The organism is Wujia chipingensis (assembly GCF_014337155.1).
In the GTDB taxonomy this organism is placed as follows: Bacteria; Bacillota; Clostridia; order Lachnospirales; family Lachnospiraceae; genus Coprococcus_C; species Coprococcus_C hominis.
The window spans coordinates 595,783-614,289 of the sequence record NZ_CP060632.1 but is presented as its reverse complement, the minus strand read 5'-3'; the positions used below and the strand labels follow the sequence as shown (position 1 = coordinate 614,289).

The 18,507-nt window shown below is 46.7% G+C and carries 18 protein-coding genes and 1 riboswitch; of the genes, 2 read left to right on the top strand and 16 right to left on the bottom strand.

Annotated features, from left to right (window positions below; genetic code table 11):
• The first annotated feature begins 186 nt into the window (after positions 1–186).
• On the top strand, positions 187–645 hold the full coding sequence (locus H9Q76_RS03000) for a MarR family winged helix-turn-helix transcriptional regulator (protein ID WP_021985728.1): 459 nt from the start codon (positions 187–189) through the stop codon (positions 643–645).
• Positions 646–666: 21 nt separating this feature from the next.
• Complete coding sequence (locus H9Q76_RS02995; RefSeq protein ID WP_118373750.1) at positions 667–1,998, top strand: MATE family efflux transporter; 1,332 nt, start codon at positions 667–669, stop codon at positions 1,996–1,998.
• A gap of 89 nt (positions 1,999–2,087) precedes the next feature.
• On the opposite strand, the gene H9Q76_RS02990 is transcribed toward H9Q76_RS02995, so the two are convergent.
• The 16 genes from H9Q76_RS02990 to H9Q76_RS02915 all read right to left on the bottom strand — a co-directional run bounded on the left by H9Q76_RS02990 (position 2,088) and on the right by H9Q76_RS02915 (position 18,506).
• Positions 2,088–2,723 carry a GDSL-type esterase/lipase family protein gene (locus H9Q76_RS02990; protein ID WP_118545844.1) on the bottom strand — a complete coding sequence of 212 codons (636 nt, stop codon included), beginning with the start codon at positions 2,721–2,723 and terminating at the stop codon, positions 2,088–2,090.
• 137 nt (positions 2,724–2,860) lie between these two features.
• The gene (locus H9Q76_RS02985) at positions 2,861–3,634 is read right to left on the bottom strand and encodes a DUF1189 family protein (protein WP_117780785.1); all 774 of its coding nucleotides are present in this window, start codon (positions 3,632–3,634) and stop codon (positions 2,861–2,863) included.
• A gap of 4 nt (positions 3,635–3,638) precedes the next feature.
• Positions 3,639–5,426 carry a LytS family sensor histidine kinase gene (locus H9Q76_RS02980; RefSeq protein WP_249321590.1) on the bottom strand — a complete coding sequence of 596 codons (1,788 nt, stop codon included), beginning with the start codon at positions 5,424–5,426 and terminating at the stop codon, positions 3,639–3,641.
• Between the two features lie 3 nt (positions 5,427–5,429).
• Positions 5,430–6,239, bottom strand: a complete 810-nt coding sequence (locus H9Q76_RS02975; RefSeq protein WP_249321588.1) for an HAD family hydrolase — start codon at positions 6,237–6,239, stop codon at positions 5,430–5,432.
• A gap of 48 nt (positions 6,240–6,287) precedes the next feature.
• Positions 6,288–6,749 (bottom strand): 6,7-dimethyl-8-ribityllumazine synthase, encoded by a 462-nt coding sequence (ribH, locus tag H9Q76_RS02970; protein ID WP_021985734.1) that lies wholly within the window; start codon positions 6,747–6,749, stop codon positions 6,288–6,290.
• Positions 6,750–7,104: 355 nt separating this feature from the next.
• Complete coding sequence (locus H9Q76_RS02965; protein ID WP_249321586.1) at positions 7,105–8,307, bottom strand: bifunctional 3,4-dihydroxy-2-butanone-4-phosphate synthase/GTP cyclohydrolase II; 1,203 nt, start codon at positions 8,305–8,307, stop codon at positions 7,105–7,107.
• A 75-nt stretch (positions 8,308–8,382) separates the two neighbouring features.
• A complete protein-coding gene (gene ribE, locus H9Q76_RS02960; protein WP_249321584.1) occupies positions 8,383–9,039 on the bottom strand; it encodes a riboflavin synthase in 657 nt (218 codons plus the stop codon).
• Positions 9,021–10,115 (bottom strand): bifunctional diaminohydroxyphosphoribosylaminopyrimidine deaminase/5-amino-6-(5-phosphoribosylamino)uracil reductase RibD, encoded by a 1,095-nt coding sequence (ribD, locus tag H9Q76_RS02955; RefSeq protein ID WP_249321880.1) that lies wholly within the window; start codon positions 10,113–10,115, stop codon positions 9,021–9,023. The genes ribE and ribD overlap by 19 nt, the downstream gene beginning before the upstream one ends.
• A 156-nt stretch (positions 10,116–10,271) precedes the next feature.
• Positions 10,272–10,386: riboswitch (FMN riboswitch) on the bottom strand.
• Between the two features lie 61 nt (positions 10,387–10,447).
• A complete protein-coding gene (locus H9Q76_RS02950; RefSeq protein WP_117780837.1) occupies positions 10,448–11,176 on the bottom strand; it encodes an NAD-dependent protein deacylase in 729 nt (242 codons plus the stop codon).
• A 54-nt stretch (positions 11,177–11,230) separates the two neighbouring features.
• Positions 11,231–12,472, bottom strand: a complete 1,242-nt coding sequence (locus H9Q76_RS02945) for a CdaR family protein (RefSeq protein ID WP_021985739.1) — start codon at positions 12,470–12,472, stop codon at positions 11,231–11,233.
• Entirely contained in the window at positions 12,459–13,331 is an 873-nt protein-coding gene (gene cdaA / locus H9Q76_RS02940; RefSeq protein WP_021985740.1) for a diadenylate cyclase CdaA, read from the bottom strand. Before cdaA ends, H9Q76_RS02945 begins: the two co-directional genes overlap by 14 nt.
• Before the next feature lie 27 nt (positions 13,332–13,358).
• Positions 13,359–14,462: a single stranded DNA-binding domain-containing protein gene (locus H9Q76_RS02935; protein WP_021985741.1), complete on the bottom strand. Its 1,104-nt coding sequence runs from the start codon at positions 14,460–14,462 to the stop codon at positions 13,359–13,361.
• The gene (locus H9Q76_RS02930; RefSeq protein ID WP_118373759.1) at positions 14,459–15,235 is read right to left on the bottom strand and encodes a hypothetical protein; all 777 of its coding nucleotides are present in this window, start codon (positions 15,233–15,235) and stop codon (positions 14,459–14,461) included. Before H9Q76_RS02930 ends, H9Q76_RS02935 begins: the two co-directional genes overlap by 4 nt.
• A gap of 112 nt (positions 15,236–15,347) precedes the next feature.
• Positions 15,348–16,106: a glycosyltransferase family 2 protein gene (locus tag H9Q76_RS02925; RefSeq protein WP_117780778.1), complete on the bottom strand. Its 759-nt coding sequence runs from the start codon at positions 16,104–16,106 to the stop codon at positions 15,348–15,350.
• Between the two features lie 2 nt (positions 16,107–16,108).
• Complete coding sequence (locus tag H9Q76_RS02920) at positions 16,109–17,374, bottom strand: CDP-glycerol glycerophosphotransferase family protein (protein ID WP_118545840.1); 1,266 nt, start codon at positions 17,372–17,374, stop codon at positions 16,109–16,111.
• Positions 17,355–18,506, bottom strand: coding sequence for a CDP-glycerol glycerophosphotransferase family protein (locus H9Q76_RS02915; RefSeq protein WP_249321583.1), 1,152 nt, complete (start codon positions 18,504–18,506; stop codon positions 17,355–17,357). The genes H9Q76_RS02920 and H9Q76_RS02915 overlap by 20 nt, the downstream gene beginning before the upstream one ends.
• Position 18,507 lies beyond the last annotated feature (1 nt).

Below are 18,507 nucleotides of genomic sequence, written 5' to 3'. Positions count from 1 at the left end.
CCTAAGTATACTTCAATCCCTGTAAAATAGCAATGTATCTTGCCATGTTTTCCTTGCATAATTACAAATAATTTACATCCATCTTCCTCTTGACATAAGTCCGAAATCAGACTATACTAAGTATGTTTTCGGACTTACTTGAGTACGAAATCAGACAAATTTTGTCGAATTGTGAGAGGAGCCTCTATGAAAGAAAAACACGAAGAAGAACAACCATATATGAGTGACAAGCTGGTTGCATTCAACCACATCTACAAAGAATATAACATCATCTACCACGACGCAGCGATGCGGCTTGGTCTCTCGAACAGCGAGTTCGACACCCTGTACGCGATCTGTGAGCTGGGGGATGGCTGTAAGCAAAGTGACATCTGCCGCACAACCTTCATCCCGAAGCAGACCGTCAACTCAGCGATCCGGTCATTACAGAAGAAGGAATATCTGACACTCGCGTCCGGAAAGGGACGGAGCATGCACATCTATCTGACCGAACAGGGATTGCAGCTCGTGCGCCGTACGATCTTCCCGATGGTAGAGATTGAGAACGAAGCATTCCCAAAACTGACAGAAAAAGAATACAAAACGATTCTGCATTTCCACGCACAGTATCTCGCAGCCCTGCGCGAAGGAATCCAGAAGCTATAACAAAATTGGAGGAATTACAACATGAAGATACAATTATCCGAACATTTTACTTATAAGAAGCTGCTGCGCTTCGTCCTGCCGTCCATCATCATGATGATCTTCACTTCCATCTACGGTATCGTCGATGGGCTGTTCGTATCGAACTATGTCGGCAAGACAGCATTCGCCGCAGTCAATCTGGTTATGCCTCTCATGATGGGTGTGTCCGCACTCGGCTTCATGGTCGGTACCGGTGGTAGCGCGATCGTGGCAAAGACACTCGGCGAAGGCGAACATAAGAAAGCAAACGAATATTTCTCGCTGCTTGTCTATGTGACTTTCATCGGCGGTGTCATCTTCAGTCTCTGCGGAATGCTGTTAGTCCGTCCGGTTGCATCCTTGCTTGGTGCAGAAGGCGCACTGCTGGATAATTGCGTGCTATATGGAAGAATCTGTTTTATCTCCATGCCAGCCTTTATGCTGCAAAACGTATTCCAGAGCTTCTTCGTTACCGCAGAGAAACCGAAGCTGGGACTTGGCGTTATCATCATCGCTGGTGTGACAAATATGGTGTTAGATTATCTGTTTATCGCAGTCTTGGGATGGGGATTGCCGGGCGCCGCGATTGCGACGGTAACCGGAGAATGCATCGGTGGATTCTTCCCGATCTTCTATTTTGCACGGAAGAATTCCAGCCTGCTGAAACTTGGAAAGACAAAATTTGACGGAGCGGTCTTGTTGAAGACATGTACAAATGGTTCCTCCGAGCTTATGACGAACCTCTCTTCCTCTCTCGTGAACTCGCTCTACAACCTGCAGCTTATGAAATACGCAGGCGAAAATGGTGTGGCTGCCTACGGCGCGATCATGTATGTAAACTTCATATTCATATCGATCTTCCTTGGATATTCGGTCGGCAGTGCACCGATTGTCAGCTACCACTACGGTGCCGGGAACCGGGATGAGCTTAAGAATATGTTCAAAAAAAGTACCAGTCTGATTGCCATCTGGGGTATCCTGCTTGTCCTGCTGGCACATGTGATTGCAGGACCTCTGACGAAAATCTTCGTTGGATATGATGCAGAACTGTTTGCACTAACCAAACACGGATTCCTGATCTATTCGTTTACCTACCTGATCAACGGATTTAACATTTATGGTTCGTCCTTCTTCACGGCGTTAAACAATGGCTTGATTTCTGCGTTGATTTCATTCCTGCGGACACTTGTGTTCCAGTTATCCGCCGTCATGCTGCTGCCACTAATCCTCGGATTAGACGGTATCTGGGGCGCGATCATTGTAGCGGAAGCAATCACCTTGTGCATGACGCTCTTCTTCGTGTTCTCACAGCGGAAGAAATATGGGTATCTGTAGTTAACACAGAAGCCGGTAAGAAACTATATGAAATAGTCTCTTACCGGCTTCTTATATTCGTACTAAATTATATTATTCTACGAAGAAATCTACGCAGCCTCCGCGAATATATCATCCACCTTCTCGTAGATTGCTTCCGCGAGCTTCGCGTGCCCTTCCTCATTCAGATGCTCCTGATCGGTGTCACTCGGTGCAGCCACATCGGATGCATCTAAGAAATACAGATGTTCATTTCTCGCGATTTCCGCATAGACATCGGCAAGCCCCTTCGATACATCGACCGACTCTCTGGAAAACTCCGGATCATAAGATTTCTCCCAGACCTTCTCGCCCAGATGGATCGGTGACACAAGCAGAATCTTGCTGTCCGGTGCAAAGCTTCGGATCTTCGCGATTACCGTCTCCACACCCTTTCCAATCAACTGTGGTGTCGTCTTGTATGCGGTCTTGCAATCATTGGTTCCAAGCATCAGGATGATAAGATCCGATGCCCCGTGTGTCTCCAGCACAGCATTGACAAATTTTGCGCCATTTCGATGGTCTCGGAACGGATCATCGAAGATGGTCGTCCGTCCGCACAGCCCTTCCTCAATCACACGGTACTGCAGAAGTCCAAGCTTCTCATTCAACCGGCTTGTCCAACGGATCCCCCATGGATACCGTGCGTTTTCCTTCGGTACTAATCCATATGTATTCGAATCTCCATAACATAAAATCTGTCTCATCGTTCTCACCTCGATCAATTTCTTTCATGCCCCTATTATATAGCTATAAGGCAATTCTGAAAAATACAAGGTTTTTATATCCGACTATAAGTGTATGTTATATCAAATTTTGATTTACAAACTGAAATCCTTTTCTGCTACAATTCCCGCTCGTTTTTCATAAGCGCAACACTCACGGTAATCATATGAACAGTCACGAAAATTCCAACGATCGATACAAGCAGCGTTGGCAAAAGACCGATTGCCTGATTGAAATTCGACAGGATCATTGCAAACGACTGTCCATAGAAACAAAGCGCAAACACCTGTCCGAATTGTAAGTTCAAATGAAACTGATGATTCATGCTGTTCACAAGGATAGAAAAGAGCAGCGCAACCACTGCGTATTTTACAAAATAACTGAGCATCGTTCCAAGCAGTGTCACGAAAAGTACCGCGTAGATCGACGGAATCATCGCAACAAGACTGTCATTGTTAAACCCATCCTGCAAATAATCAGACAGATAATATACCCCGTAATCTGTCACCTTGGAACCTAGTACCATGCTGATCCGCACGGTCTTGCTTCCAACCGCAAGAAACATGCCCTGTTTTTTGAGGCTTTCGTTCTGCACCGTCTCCTGTGACGTATCCACTAAAAAATTCGCGGCGTTGATATGCATATCAAAATTATTGGACACAGAAAGCGTATCGTCCGTATAATTTACTTCTCCAAGACTCTGTGTAAAAAGCTTCTCAAATCCGCCAAATCCAGAGATGATCGAAGCCGTCGGAACGACGTAGCTGACAATCGCCAAGACAAGCATCATCACAATGACATACACAACAAATCGCCTGCGCGGTAACTCTATCATATCTTTATATTTGGATGGCTTAAACCAGCCATACACGATCTGTTCCGAAAATGTCATCTTCTTACTCCTTTATTACATATCCCTGTTTTGGGATCTTCACAGTCAATATCGTACCCTTATCCGGTTTTGTGCGCACTTCAATCAAAGCACCCACCGACGATTTCAACTGCTTTTGCAGTCCCCGGAAATCCTGCTTTGCCCGGAATTTCTTTACTGGTGAAACACCATTTCCATTGTCAACAATCTGGATTGCGAAACAGTCCAGCCGCTCATAGCTTCGCACAACAACCTTTCCATCCTGCTTCGTTTCCACAGCCGCCTCGACTGCATTTTCCACAAGCGGTTCAATCGTATTGTATGGTACCTTGAACTCTGTCACCTTGTCTTCCACAAGCACCTCAAGTCCCGGATGAATCCGTTTCTGCATGCCGAGATATGCCCGGATATACGAAAGCTCTGTATCGAAAGAAACAAGCCCCTGCTTATAAACTGCATCCATATTGTGCTGCATAAACATCGAGGTATCGTAAATCAGGCGGCTGTTCGACTGATCATGTGTCTTCAAATCTGTAATCGCAGTATTTAACGCCCGATAAATCAGTGCGGTATTGATCGTGCGCACCGCCTGCGACTTCTCATGTCCGACACTGCTCAGCGCTGCATCACGCTCCGCATTCATCTCCTGAATCACCGTTTTCTCGATAGAAATCATCAACAGCACCGCAAATACAAACAATCCGATCTGCAGGACAACGCCCTGATAACTCTTGTAAAACCGGAAGAAATGCAGGATGAATTCCACCAGACACGATCCGGTCAGTATCACATTCGCCCAAAAATTGCTGTAAATGCTCTTATCTGCATATGTGTCTGCCGCTAAATACATAATCAGACATAGCAACAGCAAGCCAACCATGATCAGAATCTTCGTGAAGAACATATAGCTTGCAAAATCGCAGACACCCACTAACTGGAATACGATTCCAGTCAGGAAATTCACCGCATAAACATAAATCAAAATCTCAAAGATCTTCGCATAGCGCCGCTTCATCGCGAAGCTTCGCAGATACATAAAATATAACAGCGGCATCAAAAGCAGGAAAATCTGGCTCGCCATGTACGTTGCGAACTGATTCTTCGTCAGCAGCTGCATCATCGTATTTCCAAAGAAAATCCAAGCCGCCGCAAAGACAATAAACCCAAATCCATACGCTGCCTTCTGCTTGTTGATGTTTTCATTTGTCATAAATAACAGTGACACGCCAAGCAGGATCGTAAGCACTAGGATCATCAGTGACACAACAAATGGAATACCATTTCTCCGTATGAGCCACGATACAATATCTCCACGCGAACCATAATAAATCCCCGGTATTCTGCCACTGTATCTGCCATATGCCGAGGCAAGCTGGATCGTTACTGTCTCCCCGGCTCTCGCGTCAATATCTACCACGTGATATCCGGGCACAGCATTTTTCGTCATCTTGTTATCTGCCAGCACACCGCTTTCATAGACACGACGATCTCCGATGGAAACGATCACGTTCTGAAACTCTGTGTAAAAACAGATCGCGCTGTCCTCGCCGGCATCCTCCGGCATCTGATGTGCGATCGTGATGATCTCGCCTTTTTTCGCCTTGAGCTTCGTCGGCAGATCTATGATCTGTTCATCCGATTCGCCCTGCCGGTACAACACCCATGTATCATCAAGCTTCTTTGGCGTGCGGAAGGAAATCTTCTGATTGCCACCGTCCGATACGACAAATGCAAAAAAGAGCATCATCCCTACCCCGACCGCTACGGCAATGATCGTCAATATATTCAGTTGTCGAAAACGTCGTTCATTCATGGCTTACTCTATCATCCCAAAATGCCGCATGGCTTTCTCGATGCCGTCCTGTTCTACCGTATCCGTACGGTACGAAGCAGCCTCAGCCACTTCCTCTGTGCAGACGCCCATCGCAATACTGTTTTGTACATATCGTAACATATCGAGGTCGTTATTGCTATCCCCAAACGCATAAATGCGTTCAAGCGGAATATCATATTTCTCCATCAAAAACCGGATACCAGTCGCCTTGGAAAATCCGTGTGGCACAACCTCTAAGAAATTGCCCTCACGCTGAATACAGGTAAAATCTTCAGACATATAATCAATAAATTCCTGCAGCTTCGGGTTGCCTTCCTCATACCAGCAGGCAAACTTGTCAAAGCAAAATTCCGGATCTTCAATGTTATCAATCATATGGCGCCCCATGGATTTGAAATAGTGCAGAATCTCCTGATACCCGGCGTCCTCGCCAGCCAGTGCGCTATCATAACCGGTATGATCCGTGTGTTCAAAGATTGCCATCATGTGACATTCCCGGCACTTATACGCGATCTCGCGGCAGCGTTCCTGCGGGATACGGTGATGCAGCATCACTTCTCCCTCAGACACAATATATGTTCCGCAACCGCAGACATATCCATCAAAACCGACTTCGCGGATGAAATCATCCACATTTTCCATGACGCGCCCGGTGTTGATGTAGACAAGGTGTCCTCGCTCCCTTGCCTCGCGCAGCGCACGCTTCGCACTCTCCGGAAATGTCCGCCTGCCATCGGTTGTGATCAATGTCCCATCAATATCAAAAAACAACATACAACGTTCTTTTTTCATATTCGTCTATCCTTACTTAAAACTAAACTTCTGGTGTATCGCAGGTAATTAGATCTGCTTCATGAGGTTGATCATCTCAATAGCTGAAAGGGCACAATCGTATCCCTTGTTTCCAGCCTTTGTACCTGCACGCTCGATTGCCTGCTCGATGTTCTCGGTTGTAACGACACCGAACAATACCGGAATCTCTGTCTCCAGTGATACGGAAGCTACGCCCTTGGATACTTCGTTACATACGTAATCATAGTGGCTTGTTGCTCCACGGATAACGGCGCCAAGACAGATTACCGCGTCATACTTTCCAGACTTTGCCATCTTCTTTGCGACAACTGGGATTTCAAATGCACCTGGTACCCATGCGACTGTGACGTCCTCTTCCTTCACGTCATGACGGATCAGACCGTCCATCGCACCACCGACTAATTTGGATACGATAAATTCGTTAAATCTTGCTGCTACGATTCCGATTTTTGCGCCATCTGCGACTAATTTTCCTTCTAATTTGTTCATTTTCTTTCTCTCCTTATTTTTATTCTTATGCCACATCTCTACATTCTTTCTATCGATGTTCTCCTATGTATGTTCCATGCAGACGCACTCTCGTTCACTTCCACACGCAGCAGACACTAAACTCGCAGCACCACCATTTTTCGATGGCGGCACTGCTTGTTAAGTGCTGGCGTGTTCCAATGGTCTGCATTGGAATCATACATAGAAGAACATCGCAATACACATTTTCCTTTTAGGATGTGGCTATAAACATTCTCATATTTGTACGGAGAGGCGGCATTCACCACCTTTTATGTGTTTGGTATACCGTCTTTCCTGAAATTTATCCTTGTTAGTTTTTTATATATTAATGTCATCAATCTACATTATCGAGAATATGTCCCATCTTTTCTTTCTTTGTTTTCAAATAGAACATATCGTATTTGCCCGGTTCCATCTCGATTGGCACACGCTCAACGATTTCAAGGTTGTAGCCGGAAAGGCCGTATACCTTGAGTGGGTTGTTTGTGAGCAGGCGCATCTTGTGTACGCCGAGGTCTACAAGGATCTGTGTACCGATCGTGTAGTCACGGGCATCCTCCGGGAAGCCGAGCTTCAAGTTCGCCTCGACCGTGTCAAGTCCCTGATCCTGCAACTGGTACGCGCGGATCTTGTTGATAAGTCCGATTCCACGGCCTTCCTGACGCAGGTAGAGAAGCACGCCTCTGCCCTCCTTGGCAATCTGCTTCATTGCTGCATCATACTGCTGTCCGCAGTCGCAGCGTGCAGAACCAAGTGCATCGCCGGTCAGACACTCGGAATGTACACGGCAAAGAACTGGTTCGCCATCGGTGATGTCACCCTTTACGAGTGCGACATGGTGCTCGCCGTTTAATTTATTTACATAGCCGTAAATCATGAACTCGCCGTAACGTGTCGGCATCTTTGCCTTTGCCACGCACTCGACAAATACTTCATGCTCCTTACGATACTGGATCAGTTTCTCTACAGTAGAGATCTTCAGATCATGCTGCTTTGCAAACTGCTCCAAGTCATCGCGTCTTGCCATCATACCATCGTCGCGCATGATCTCACAGCAAAGACCAACCGGTTTCAATCCTGCAATCTTCATCAGATCTACCGTTGCCTCGGTGTGTCCCTGACGCTCGATCACGCCACCTGGTCTTGCCTCGAGTGGGAACATATGTCCCGGTCTGCGAAAATCTTCTGGCTTCGCATCGTCCTCCACAAACTTGCGTGCTGTAATCCCTCGCTCATAGGCTGAGATACCAGTTGTCGTACTCACATGATCGACCGATACGGAAAATGCGGTGCAGTGATTGTCTGTATTTGTAATACACATCTGTGGCAGATGTAGCTTGTCTGTATATTCCGGTGCCATTGGCATACAGATCAGACCTTTGGCATAGCTTGCCATAAAGTTCACGTTCTCTGTTGTTGCAAATTCTGCGGCACAGATGACATCGCCCTCATTCTCGCGATTTTCATCGTCCATGATCACAACACATTTTCCTTTTTTGAGGTCCTCTACAACCTCTTCAATGCTGTTTAATTCCATGTTGTTCCTCCATTTTATGAATTGTTTATCATTGTCTGTTCATAACTCTATTATGTGTAATTATCGCTAATTTCTCTATAAGAATCCATGCTCTGCAAGAAATCCCATATCAACCTTCGAGCTTTGTTTCTTATTATCCGGCTCTTTGAAATGAAGCAGATGCTCCACGTATTTTCCGATCACATCGTTTTCCAGATTCACAATATCGCCTGCCTTCTTCGTAAGCAGCGTCGTCTCCTGACCGGTGTGCGGAATGATTGATACCTGAAACCGGTCGGTGCTGACCGTCGCGACCGTCAGGCTAATGCCGTCAATCGCGATCGAACCTTTCTCGATGATGTATTTCATAATCTGTGGTGTCGTCTCAACTGTCACCCAGACTGCATTTTCTTCCCGTTCCATGTTCGCGATCGCTCCAGTGCCATCGATATGTCCGGATACGATATGCCCACCGAAGCGTCCACCTGCCGCCATCGCACGTTCCAGATTGACTTTACTTCCGGTATGCAGTGTGCCAAGCGATGTCCGCCGCATCGTCTCCGCCATGACATCCGCCGTAAATGTATTGCCCGAAATCGAAGTTGCCGTCAGACAGATGCCATTGACCGCGATACTGTCTCCAACCTTCGCATCCTGCAAGACATATGGTGCCTCAATCGTAAGGCTTTCCGATTTCGATGCTTTCCGCGTGGCAAGAAGCGTTCCAACCTCTTCTATGATTCCTGTAAACATATTTCCCGCTTCTCCTTTCGATATCGAAGTAAGATGTCGTCTCCGACCTGCTCCATCCGGTCAAATGCAAACCGGTACGCACCATTTGGATCCGGTACGCCTTTGCCTTCCACCGGGGTTTTCGCTTCCGCACCACCTATGATCTTCGGTGCGATATATACCTGCACCTCCTGCACGATATCCTGTGCAAGTGCCTGCTCATTTAACGTGCCGCCGCCTTCTAACAGGATGCCGTCGATATCCTGTGCACCAAGCTGCACCATCAGATCATACAGATCAATGCGTCCATCTTTTTCCTTACACTGTAGTATCTGCACATTTGCCTGTTGCAATTCCTTTGCCTTGTCCGATGCACCATCGAGTGTTGCCACGATTGTCGGCACATCCACCGCCGTCTGTACTAACCGGCAGTCCAGTGGGATTCGTAGATGACTATCGCAGACAATCCGGACTGGATTCCTTCCTCCTTCAATCCGGCAGGTCAACGCCGGATCATCCTGTAAGACCGTATTGCAGCCCACCATGATTCCCTTCAGCCAGTTCCGTGTCTCCTGCACATGTTGTCTCGCTGCTTCCCCGGTAATCCACTGGCTCTTTCCGGTGTACGCTGCGATCTTGCCGTCCATTGACATCGCATATTTCATAACCACATACGGCAGCTTCGTCGTTATATAATGGAAGAATACCGGATTGATTGCATCGCAAGCATCCTTCATCACGCCGGTTTCCACCTCGACGCCATGCTCCCGCAGAAACGCAATGCCTTTTCCAGCCACCTTGTCGTTTGGATCATCACTTCCAACATAGACTTTTTTTATGCCGTGTTCCACGATGGCAAGCGTACATGGGGGCTGTTTGCCATAATGACAGCATGGCTCCAGCGTTACATACATTTCCGCGCCTGTTGCATCCTCGGTAAGACTTGCAAATGCTGCCCGTTCTGCATGCAGATCCCCATATCTTGCATGATACCCCTGTCCGATGATCCGGTCGCCCTTCACGATCACCGCACCGACAAGCGGATTCGGATTGACCGCGCCGGTTCCTTTTTTCGCAAGCTCGATCGCAAGCTCCATATATTCCTGTTTGTATGCCACTTTATCACCTTCTTTGTTCTATTCACCCAAAAATTAAGCCCCGGTCACATATCATTATGTCCCGGGGCTTATCCTCATCGAAATCAAATGGCTGTCATCGTGCATCACGCACTGCCATTTTTCTCCTGCAACTCTATCCTTACTCTCTCATCCAGACTATACTGTCGGCTTTGGAATCTCACCAAATCATGCATCACTGCGCGCGGGCTATACCGCCGGTGGGGAATCACACCCCGCCCCGAGTAAATATTTATTTACTTTTTGACACAACTGTACTTTAGCACCATCGTTTTTGTCTGTCAAGTCCTGTCTCAGACCTCGATCTGTGACAATACCTCACCGATCTTGCCATTGATCACAATATCCGCATAGGAATCACGCGGTGTCGATGCCATATTGATGACAACCAGATATTTCCCATGGAAATAATCGATCAGTCCTGCCGCCGGATATACCGCTAACGATGTACCACCGATGATCAGCATATCTGCCTTCGCGATATGATTGATTGAACGTGTCAGGATACTCTGGTCAAGTCCTTCCTCGTACAGAACAACGTCCGGTTTGATAATTGCACCACATTCGTCGCACGTTGGAATGCCTTTTGATTCTACGATATACGAAAGCGGGAAAAACTTCTTACATTTCGTACAGTAATTCCGGTGTACGGAGCCATGCAGCTCTAACACCTCTTTGCTGCCTGCCGCCTGATGCAGTCCATCGATATTCTGTGTGATGACTGCTTTCAGCTTTCCAGCCTGTTCTAACTCTGCAAGCTTCTTGTGCGCAGCATTTGGCTGTGCCTGAGGGAACAGCATCTTGTCCTTATAGAACTCATAGAATTCTTCCGTCCGCTGCATATAAAAGCTGTGACTGACAATCGTCTCCGGTGGATATTTGTACTTCTGGTTATACAGACCGTCTGTGCTTCGGAAATCCGGAATTCCGCTCTCCGTCGACACACCCGCACCGCCAAAGAATACAATCGAATTACACTGTGCAACTGCTTCCTTGAACTGTTCTATCTTTCCCTGTTCCACATTCTCACGCTTCTTTCTTCTCTTCCATACTCCGTCTGGAGGATCAATCACCCTTTATTTATTCTCTGCATTTGTGACATTGACACTGACCGTACCACTCATCGTATACGTCACACCGTCAATCTCCTTCAAAGTTACAGTCACATTTCCATGATTGCCAACCGGAAGTCCGGAACAGTCAATCGTTGGAACAACATCATCCAACGTCAGCTTCGATACCACATCTGCAAATCCAGATGCCGTGATCGTAAAGTTATTGATCGTCACCTCATACTGATAGCCATCCACCTGCTTGTCAAGCACAAAGCTGTTTACTGTCACAGTCAGCTTCTTATCTTCCAGCTTCGTAATCGAGATATTCACGGTAATCTCTGGTGGGATATCTACCACCGAAACTCCATCCGGTAGATAATCACGAATATCTACATCCGTCTGGTAATCTTCGGTCATTCCACTCACGGACACATCATCCACATCCACGGTTTCTATCTTGGCAAGTGCATCCGCCGGTCCAACCAGTTCCACGCTCTGTGGCTGATATACCACGCCTTCCACGCCGTAGCCATCGCCCGGTGTTCCACGCAGGTTCACCTCGATTGGCACGGACTTGGTTGCATAGATTTCAACGCTTACCTTTGCCGATGCAACGTCCAGGGTAATCTTATCATTTGTAATTTCTTCTCCGTACGCATCATAGATATGAAGCTCCGACTCTGTTTCAAAGCTGGAATATTTCTTGTCTACATCGACCGATGCCCGGATCTCTGTAATCTTCTCGACCGCGCTCTTCGGTCCTTCAACCTTTACGATATTCGGCGTAGAACTCGTTCCACTTACCGCATATCCGTTTTTTGTACTTCCAGTTGTGACCACCTTGATTGGAAATTGCTGTGTCACCTTCTCTTCCAGATTGAGTTTCATCGTATTATCCACGCAAGTAATATTGATCTCACTCTGAACCGTGTTGCTTTTTGCCTCCACAGATATCGATACGGTATCGGTAATCGACATCGTGGACAAATCCGCAATTGCCGTAAAATCATCTTTATCAAGTGTACCGACCACAGATCGTCTGCCCTTGACTATGATATCCACAGTATCTCCACTCACTACATCGTACACCTGATCCAGTTCATCAAGCACATCGCCATTGATCTGAGTGACCGGAATATTGGATATCTGCCGTGTCGTCTGGTAGTCGGAAATATTTGCCACCGCAAGCCAGGCAACAATCGCGAGCAAAACTGCCGAAATCTTGTATCCGATATGTCCAAGCTCTTTCTTATTTTTTCCCATTCTTTTTGCCCCCTTTCCGCAGTCTCGCACGTCTGTGCTCCGGAATAACCGGCTGTAAAGAGGTCAATTTCTTTCGAAGTTCAATTGCGTCCAGATTCCGATACAGGGTTCCACCATACGCGATAGAGATTTCTCCGGTTTCCTCGGATACCACGATCGTCATACTGTCAGACACTTCACTGATACCAACCGCCGCACGGTGTCTCGTTCCAAGTGCTTTGTTCAGATCAATACGATCCGTAAGCGGCAGATAACAGGTTGCTGCAAGTACACGGTTATCCCGTATAATTACCGCACCATCATGCAATGGGGTATTGTGCTCAAATATATTGATCAGAAGCTGCCTTGTCAAAGCCGCATCGATCAGAATACCTGTATTCTCGTATTCTCCAAGTGCAACATCCTGCTCGATAACAATCAGCGCACCGGTCTTTACCTTACCCATATCAATCGAAGCTGCAACGAGCTCATCGATCGTATGATTGTTGACGCGTTCCAGATGCAGGTTCTTATCATCCCTCGCCAGAACATCTGTAAAGATCTTCTTTCGTCCCAGTTCTTCCAGTGCACGCCGAAGCTCTGGCTGGAACAGAATGATCACCGCAATAATACCGACACTGATCGTGTTCCGGAATATCCACAGGATCGTATTCAAACGAAAAAGGGTTGCCAGTCCGACAAAGATAAACAACACAACAATTCCTTTGAACAAGGTCCATGCACGCGTCTTTTTAAACCAGATCATGACATGGTAAATTACATACGACAGAATAATGATCTCAATAATGTCCGTCACATGGATCTTCGGTATGTAAAACCAATCAAAATATACACTTAATGCTGTGAGTAACTTTTTCAAACTAACACCCCTTAACCATCGCTAGTCTTATCGATTTATCTGTCCGTTGTTTCGGTTTTGCTGTGGGCGTGGCTGTCTTGCCTGACCATTTGCACCCTGCTGTGGGCGTGGCTGTCTTGCCTGACCATTTGTGCCCTGCTGCGGACGTGGCTGTCTTGCCTGACCATTTGTGCCCTGCTGCGGACGTGGTTTCTTCACCTGTTCCGCAACTTCTTCCTCCGTCATGGTTTTTACACGTTTTTTCTGTGCATTTTCCACCTTCGGAATCGCCTTTACATAATAATAGTAATCATCATCTTCAAACTGCACGGATTCCTTGTGCGAGTAATCAATCACACTCTTACACATCTGTACAATCACGCCAAGCACACCCCCGAGAATCGCGCCGAGTACCAGACTGCCCGCCGGAACGCTGACGTCAACCAACATGCCGCATACCATAAATACCAGAATCGTAAATACGCTTCCAACACCGATCGCGACATACCATGCATAGTCAAAATTCAACTGATGAATGAGTGCCGTCACCATAACGATAACCACAAATGCAATGATTGCAAGCAGCATTGCCTTGTCCTTCATCATACCATTTACAATATAGGAGTATCCCTGAAAATCCGCATCCTCACCAAGAAGGATGGTTGCTCTTGCCTCTTTCGCATACTGTGCAAAATAATAAATTACCACACCAAAGGCGGCTGGAACCGCTCCAGAAAATCCTGCAAAGATTGCTACCATAACAGGCGCCGCAAATGGAATCTTCAGCATATATAAGATTGGCACCAATGCCAGTACATATCCCGTGTTCTGGAACATCCGAATATAGGAGCAATACATCACAAGGAATAACAACAGGCACAAAACGCCTACGTCCATCGATACCGAGAAGCAATGAACGGCAACGACAACACCAGCCAGAAATACAACAACCGGTCCTGTCACAAGTGCACAGATCACAGACAATAAAAATGTGATAACACCTCTATGTAAAAACTCACTATATCCAAACAGAGAATTTATACAGGAAAATACAATAAACGAGAAGATAAACCGAAGAATCGGAGTGGTTACCTCATCATATTTTCTCAAAAAATCACGTATGGAATTTCTCACTGCTATCAATCCAGTCATTCGTTTTCTCCCCTTCCTGCACCGTTCGGTGTATTTGTATTATAGACATGATCTTCCCGGTACATACCTTGCTGTTCCTGTCTGATCCGCTCCAGCTGTTCGCGCTCTAACTGCGCGCGGCGTGCGCGGATTCTGCGTCGTTCTTCTTCCATCTCTCGCTGTCTTTGCGCTTCTTCCTGCTGCTTCTCTGAAATGCGCTCATTCCGACGCTTTACATTCTCGATAATCTCCTGATTCTTGCGTTCCTGCTGTGCCTGCAGCTGCCGCTGTACCATCTCCGAACGGCTGACATTGGCACGGGATGCCTGCTGTGGCGCATGCGCTCTGGCTGCAGAGACATCATCGGTCGTACGCTTTGTATCGTCTACCATGCGTCGCTGCATCTCCGGCGGATCGTCCGCATGTATCAGTTCTTTCAGGTTAATATTGTACTGTACCAGTCCATTTCTTGCTTTCTTATACCGATAATTATACAGGATAAATGCAAACAGAAAATAGATTGCACAGATGATTACATAGCCACCCAGCATCTTATATACGACCGCAAAATAATCCAGATCATTCAATTTCTCTAAGATACTGTCAAATGTCATGAATATGTATCCTGCAATGACACACCAGTATAGTACTGTCACTGCCACCCATGTTTTTAACACATTATAACGGACATAATCACTTCTATAATATTTACTCACAACCAAGCTTTTGTTCTTCTCATGTTTCTCAAATATCGCAAGCTTCGTCATAAGGATGGTTTTCTTCTCGTCAACCATATCCATACCTCTCAAACCTTTATTCGGCAAAGCCGTTCTTTCTTATCATATCGCATCTTGCCTTTAAAATCAATCTTTGATTCCCTGTACTATTTGAAAATACAGTGAATTTTTAATGCGTAGCATACTTTTTCAAACCATTTATCATATAGCTCAAAAACATCCTGCAGGATTTCCATACCGGATACCCTGCCAGCCGGTAGGTACGATATGTCATCCGTGCCGATTTCAGCTTGTTCCTTGACTTTCCATGCGCGGATAAACGATACTCCAGCAACGGTTCATCGATGCCAACCGCATATGGATATGCCCGCAGCATCTGAAGCCAAGTCAGATAATCCTCATGCACCTCGCTGTGCTGCATCGGATATTTCAGCAGAATCTCCCTTGGTGCAACCACGGAAGAACAGTTGATCACATTCGTTTTCTCCAGCTCTGCAAGTGTGATTTTCTCCGGGGTATGCATGATCGTCTGTGTCAGGCTTCCGTCCGGCGTCATCAGCACACGGGCGGTATTGCAAAGACAGGCTCCCGTCTGTTCCAGAAGCTCCACCTGCTTTTTCAGTTTTCCCGGTGCAAACCGGTCATCCGCATCTAAAAATGCAATATATTTTCCGTCTGCCTCCTGCACGCCCCGGTTTCTTGACACCGCGACTCCACTATTTTCTGCATTCTGCAGCACCCGGATGGAAATATCTGCCGTCTGTGCCGCGTGCACATCGAGCCACGCCTGCACACATGCCACGGAATCATCCGTTGAGCAGTCATCCACCAGTATCACCTCGTGCACATATTCCTGTGCCACCGCGGAGGCAAGTGCCTCGCATATATACTGTCTTGCGTTGTAACATGGAATGATCACTGAAACCATATTTACTCTCCAAACATCATTTTCATAATCCGCTCGGTCGCGTGTCCGTCGCAGGCACTCATAAATTTCTGCCGGAATTCCTGTACCTTTTTCTTATCAAACCGCTCATCCACATGCTGGATATACTCAATCATCTCTTCAGTCGTCGTGTGGATCGGTCCCGGGACAAAGTCCTTATAATCATAATAAAATCCACGCCAGTCATAATAGTTATCCAGATCAAATGCAAAGAAGATCATCGGCTTTTCAAACAGCGAATACTCAAATACAAGCGACGAATAATCTGAGATACAGATGTCTGCCACAAACAATAATTCCTCGATGCTCATATCATCCGTCAGATCAAAGGCAAAATCCTCGTATCCTTCCGGAATCGCAGTCCGTTTCTTCACAAATGGATGTAATTTAAACAAGAGTATATAGTCCTTGCCCAGCGCATCACCAAATGCCGCAATATCCAGCTTATTTGGTGTCTTTGCTTTTGCAACCCTGCCACGGAACGTCGGTGCATACAAAATCACCTTCTTACCCTTTGCCTGTGGCACTACCGAAAGCAGTTTTTCCTGTGCTGCCTTTTTTGCTTCTTCATCATAGAAGATATCCGAACGGGAAATACCGGTTGGCACAACCACGCCCTTTTTATCCTGCAGCGACATTGCCTCCTCATACGCCCAGACAACCTCTGGGGAGCTGACTGTCACATAGGTGTAATTTCCATGATATGGGTATTTCTCCAATGTCTTTCTGTCATCACCAAAGATCAGTTCTGCGGTACTCATACCGAACTTTTTAAACGCACCACAGCCATGCCAGAGCTGCGTAACGATCGTCTCCTTACGCATTGGAAGTGCCGCGATGACATCCGAAGACTCATTTAAAAAGATATATTTTGCATCTGCGATATCTGTGATCATCGCCTCACAGGCATGCTGATAATCCTTCCGCTTTGAGAATCCGCTGCGCAGGAAATGTGTATGAATCTCGTATTTGTGTTCCTCCTGCACCTTCTTGTACATCAGGGAAAAACTGTCACTGATCTTGCTCTCCCGCACCTCGATAAAGACAACCTTCTTCTCGTTGACCGGTCTTGCCGCATATTTATTATAAAGCTTCGGATAATGCTTTCGCAGCATCTCATAACGGTACATCCTGCGGATCTGCTTTCTGCACGCCCGGTACACTTTCCGCAGTGCCCGGTATGGAATCGTCTTCTGAATCGTCTTAAATACAATCGTCTTCTTAAATTTCTTAAATAAGCTTTTCAACATCGTTTCTCTTTGTCTCCTCATGTAAAATATATCGAATCAATCGTTTCGTTGCATTTCCATCACAACAGCTCATATACTGCTCCCGGAACGCATGACGTTTCTCTGCGTACACATCCTTCCCCAATGTGCCGGCAACCGCATCCGCGAGCTGTTCTCCCTCTGTCACAATCGCACCCGGCATATCTTCATAGGAAAGATACCATCCACGGTCTGTGCCATAGGTTTCGAGATCCGGTGCAAAAAACAGCAGCGGCCGGTCAAGCAGCAAATATTCAAATAAAACAGATGAATAATCGGTAATCAGCAGATCCGCCGAAAAAAGCAGTTCCCCCGTCGTAAGCGGCTGAGACTCTCCCCGTTTCAGCATATGCGGATGCAGACTTTTTATCACCAGATAATCGGGATTTTTCGCAAGTTCATCGATCCAGGTCTCCCCGATCGTCCGCTCACTCTTGTTCTGCTGTCCGGCATTTCCGCGGAAGGTCGGTGCCCAGACAATCACGGTTCTTCCGTTCCTTGCACCATAGATCTGCTCGAATTTCTCCCGCATCGCACCTTTATATGCCTCATCAAAATAACAGTCTGTATAGCTGCTTCCGTACGCCCGCACCGTCTTCGGATTCTTAATCCGCATCGCCGATGTGAAAAACGGACGGCAGTAAGGACTGCTCACCGTGACAAGATCATAGTTCTTATAGACATTTCCCTTATAAAACTGCGGGATATCATCCTTTGCATCATAGCCAAACCGCTTGAATGCACCACAGCCATGCCACAGCTGGATCACGGTTGTACCTTTGCGCTTATGGCAAGATGAAACCGGAAGAAAATTATCCTGCAGGATCACAAACTCTGCCTGTGCATACAACTTCATAAATGCAAGCATCCGCCGCATACCTGCCTGCGCAGACATCGCCTGCAGATCGAAGAAATCATCCACTACCGTCAATCCTTCCTGCAAGAGCAGTGCATCGTGCAGCCGCTGCATCGACGGCGGGCATGCTGTCTTATGTTCATCCGCAAACACAACAAGCCCCCTTGTCACAGGCTTTCTGCAGCAAATAAAATAGTAGATTGGAAACAGCACATGCTGTGCGATCATTTTTATAATCTGTTTGATATAAAAACCCATA

Bases quoted from the DNA above. Each gene is read 5' to 3' on its own strand.
- ribH (WP_021985734.1), bottom strand. From the start codon at position 6,749: ATGAACAAATTAGAAGGAAAATTAGTCGCAGATGGCGCAAAAATCGGA.
- H9Q76_RS02975 (WP_249321588.1), bottom strand. From the start codon at position 6,239: ATGAAAAAAGAACGTTGTATGTTGTTTTTTGATATTGATGGGACATTG.
- H9Q76_RS02915 (WP_249321583.1), bottom strand. From the start codon at position 18,506: ATGGGTTTTTATATCAAACAGATTATAAAAATGATCGCACAGCATGTG.
- H9Q76_RS03000 (WP_021985728.1), top strand. From the start codon at position 187: ATGAAAGAAAAACACGAAGAAGAACAACCATATATGAGTGACAAGCTG.
- ribD (WP_249321880.1), bottom strand. From the start codon at position 10,115: ATGGAGCTTGCGATCGAGCTTGCGAAAAAAGGAACCGGCGCGGTCAAT.
- H9Q76_RS02980 (WP_249321590.1), bottom strand. From the start codon at position 5,426: ATGAATGAACGACGTTTTCGACAACTGAATATATTGACGATCATTGCC.
- H9Q76_RS02930 (WP_118373759.1), bottom strand. From the start codon at position 15,235: ATGGTTGACGAGAAGAAAACCATCCTTATGACGAAGCTTGCGATATTT.
- H9Q76_RS02925 (WP_117780778.1), bottom strand. From the start codon at position 16,106: ATGGTTTCAGTGATCATTCCATGTTACAACGCAAGACAGTATATATGC.
- H9Q76_RS02985 (WP_117780785.1), bottom strand. From the start codon at position 3,634: ATGACATTTTCGGAACAGATCGTGTATGGCTGGTTTAAGCCATCCAAA.
- H9Q76_RS02945 (WP_021985739.1), bottom strand. From the start codon at position 12,472: ATGGGAAAAAATAAGAAAGAGCTTGGACATATCGGATACAAGATTTCG.
- H9Q76_RS02990 (WP_118545844.1), bottom strand. From the start codon at position 2,723: ATGAGACAGATTTTATGTTATGGAGATTCGAATACATATGGATTAGTA.
- H9Q76_RS02995 (WP_118373750.1), top strand. From the start codon at position 667: ATGAAGATACAATTATCCGAACATTTTACTTATAAGAAGCTGCTGCGC.
- H9Q76_RS02920 (WP_118545840.1), bottom strand. From the start codon at position 17,374: ATGTTGAAAAGCTTATTTAAGAAATTTAAGAAGACGATTGTATTTAAG.
- H9Q76_RS02965 (WP_249321586.1), bottom strand. From the start codon at position 8,307: ATGGAATTAAACAGCATTGAAGAGGTTGTAGAGGACCTCAAAAAAGGA.
- ribE (WP_249321584.1), bottom strand. From the start codon at position 9,039: ATGTTTACAGGAATCATAGAAGAGGTTGGAACGCTTCTTGCCACGCGG.
- H9Q76_RS02935 (WP_021985741.1), bottom strand. From the start codon at position 14,462: ATGACTGGATTGATAGCAGTGAGAAATTCCATACGTGATTTTTTGAGA.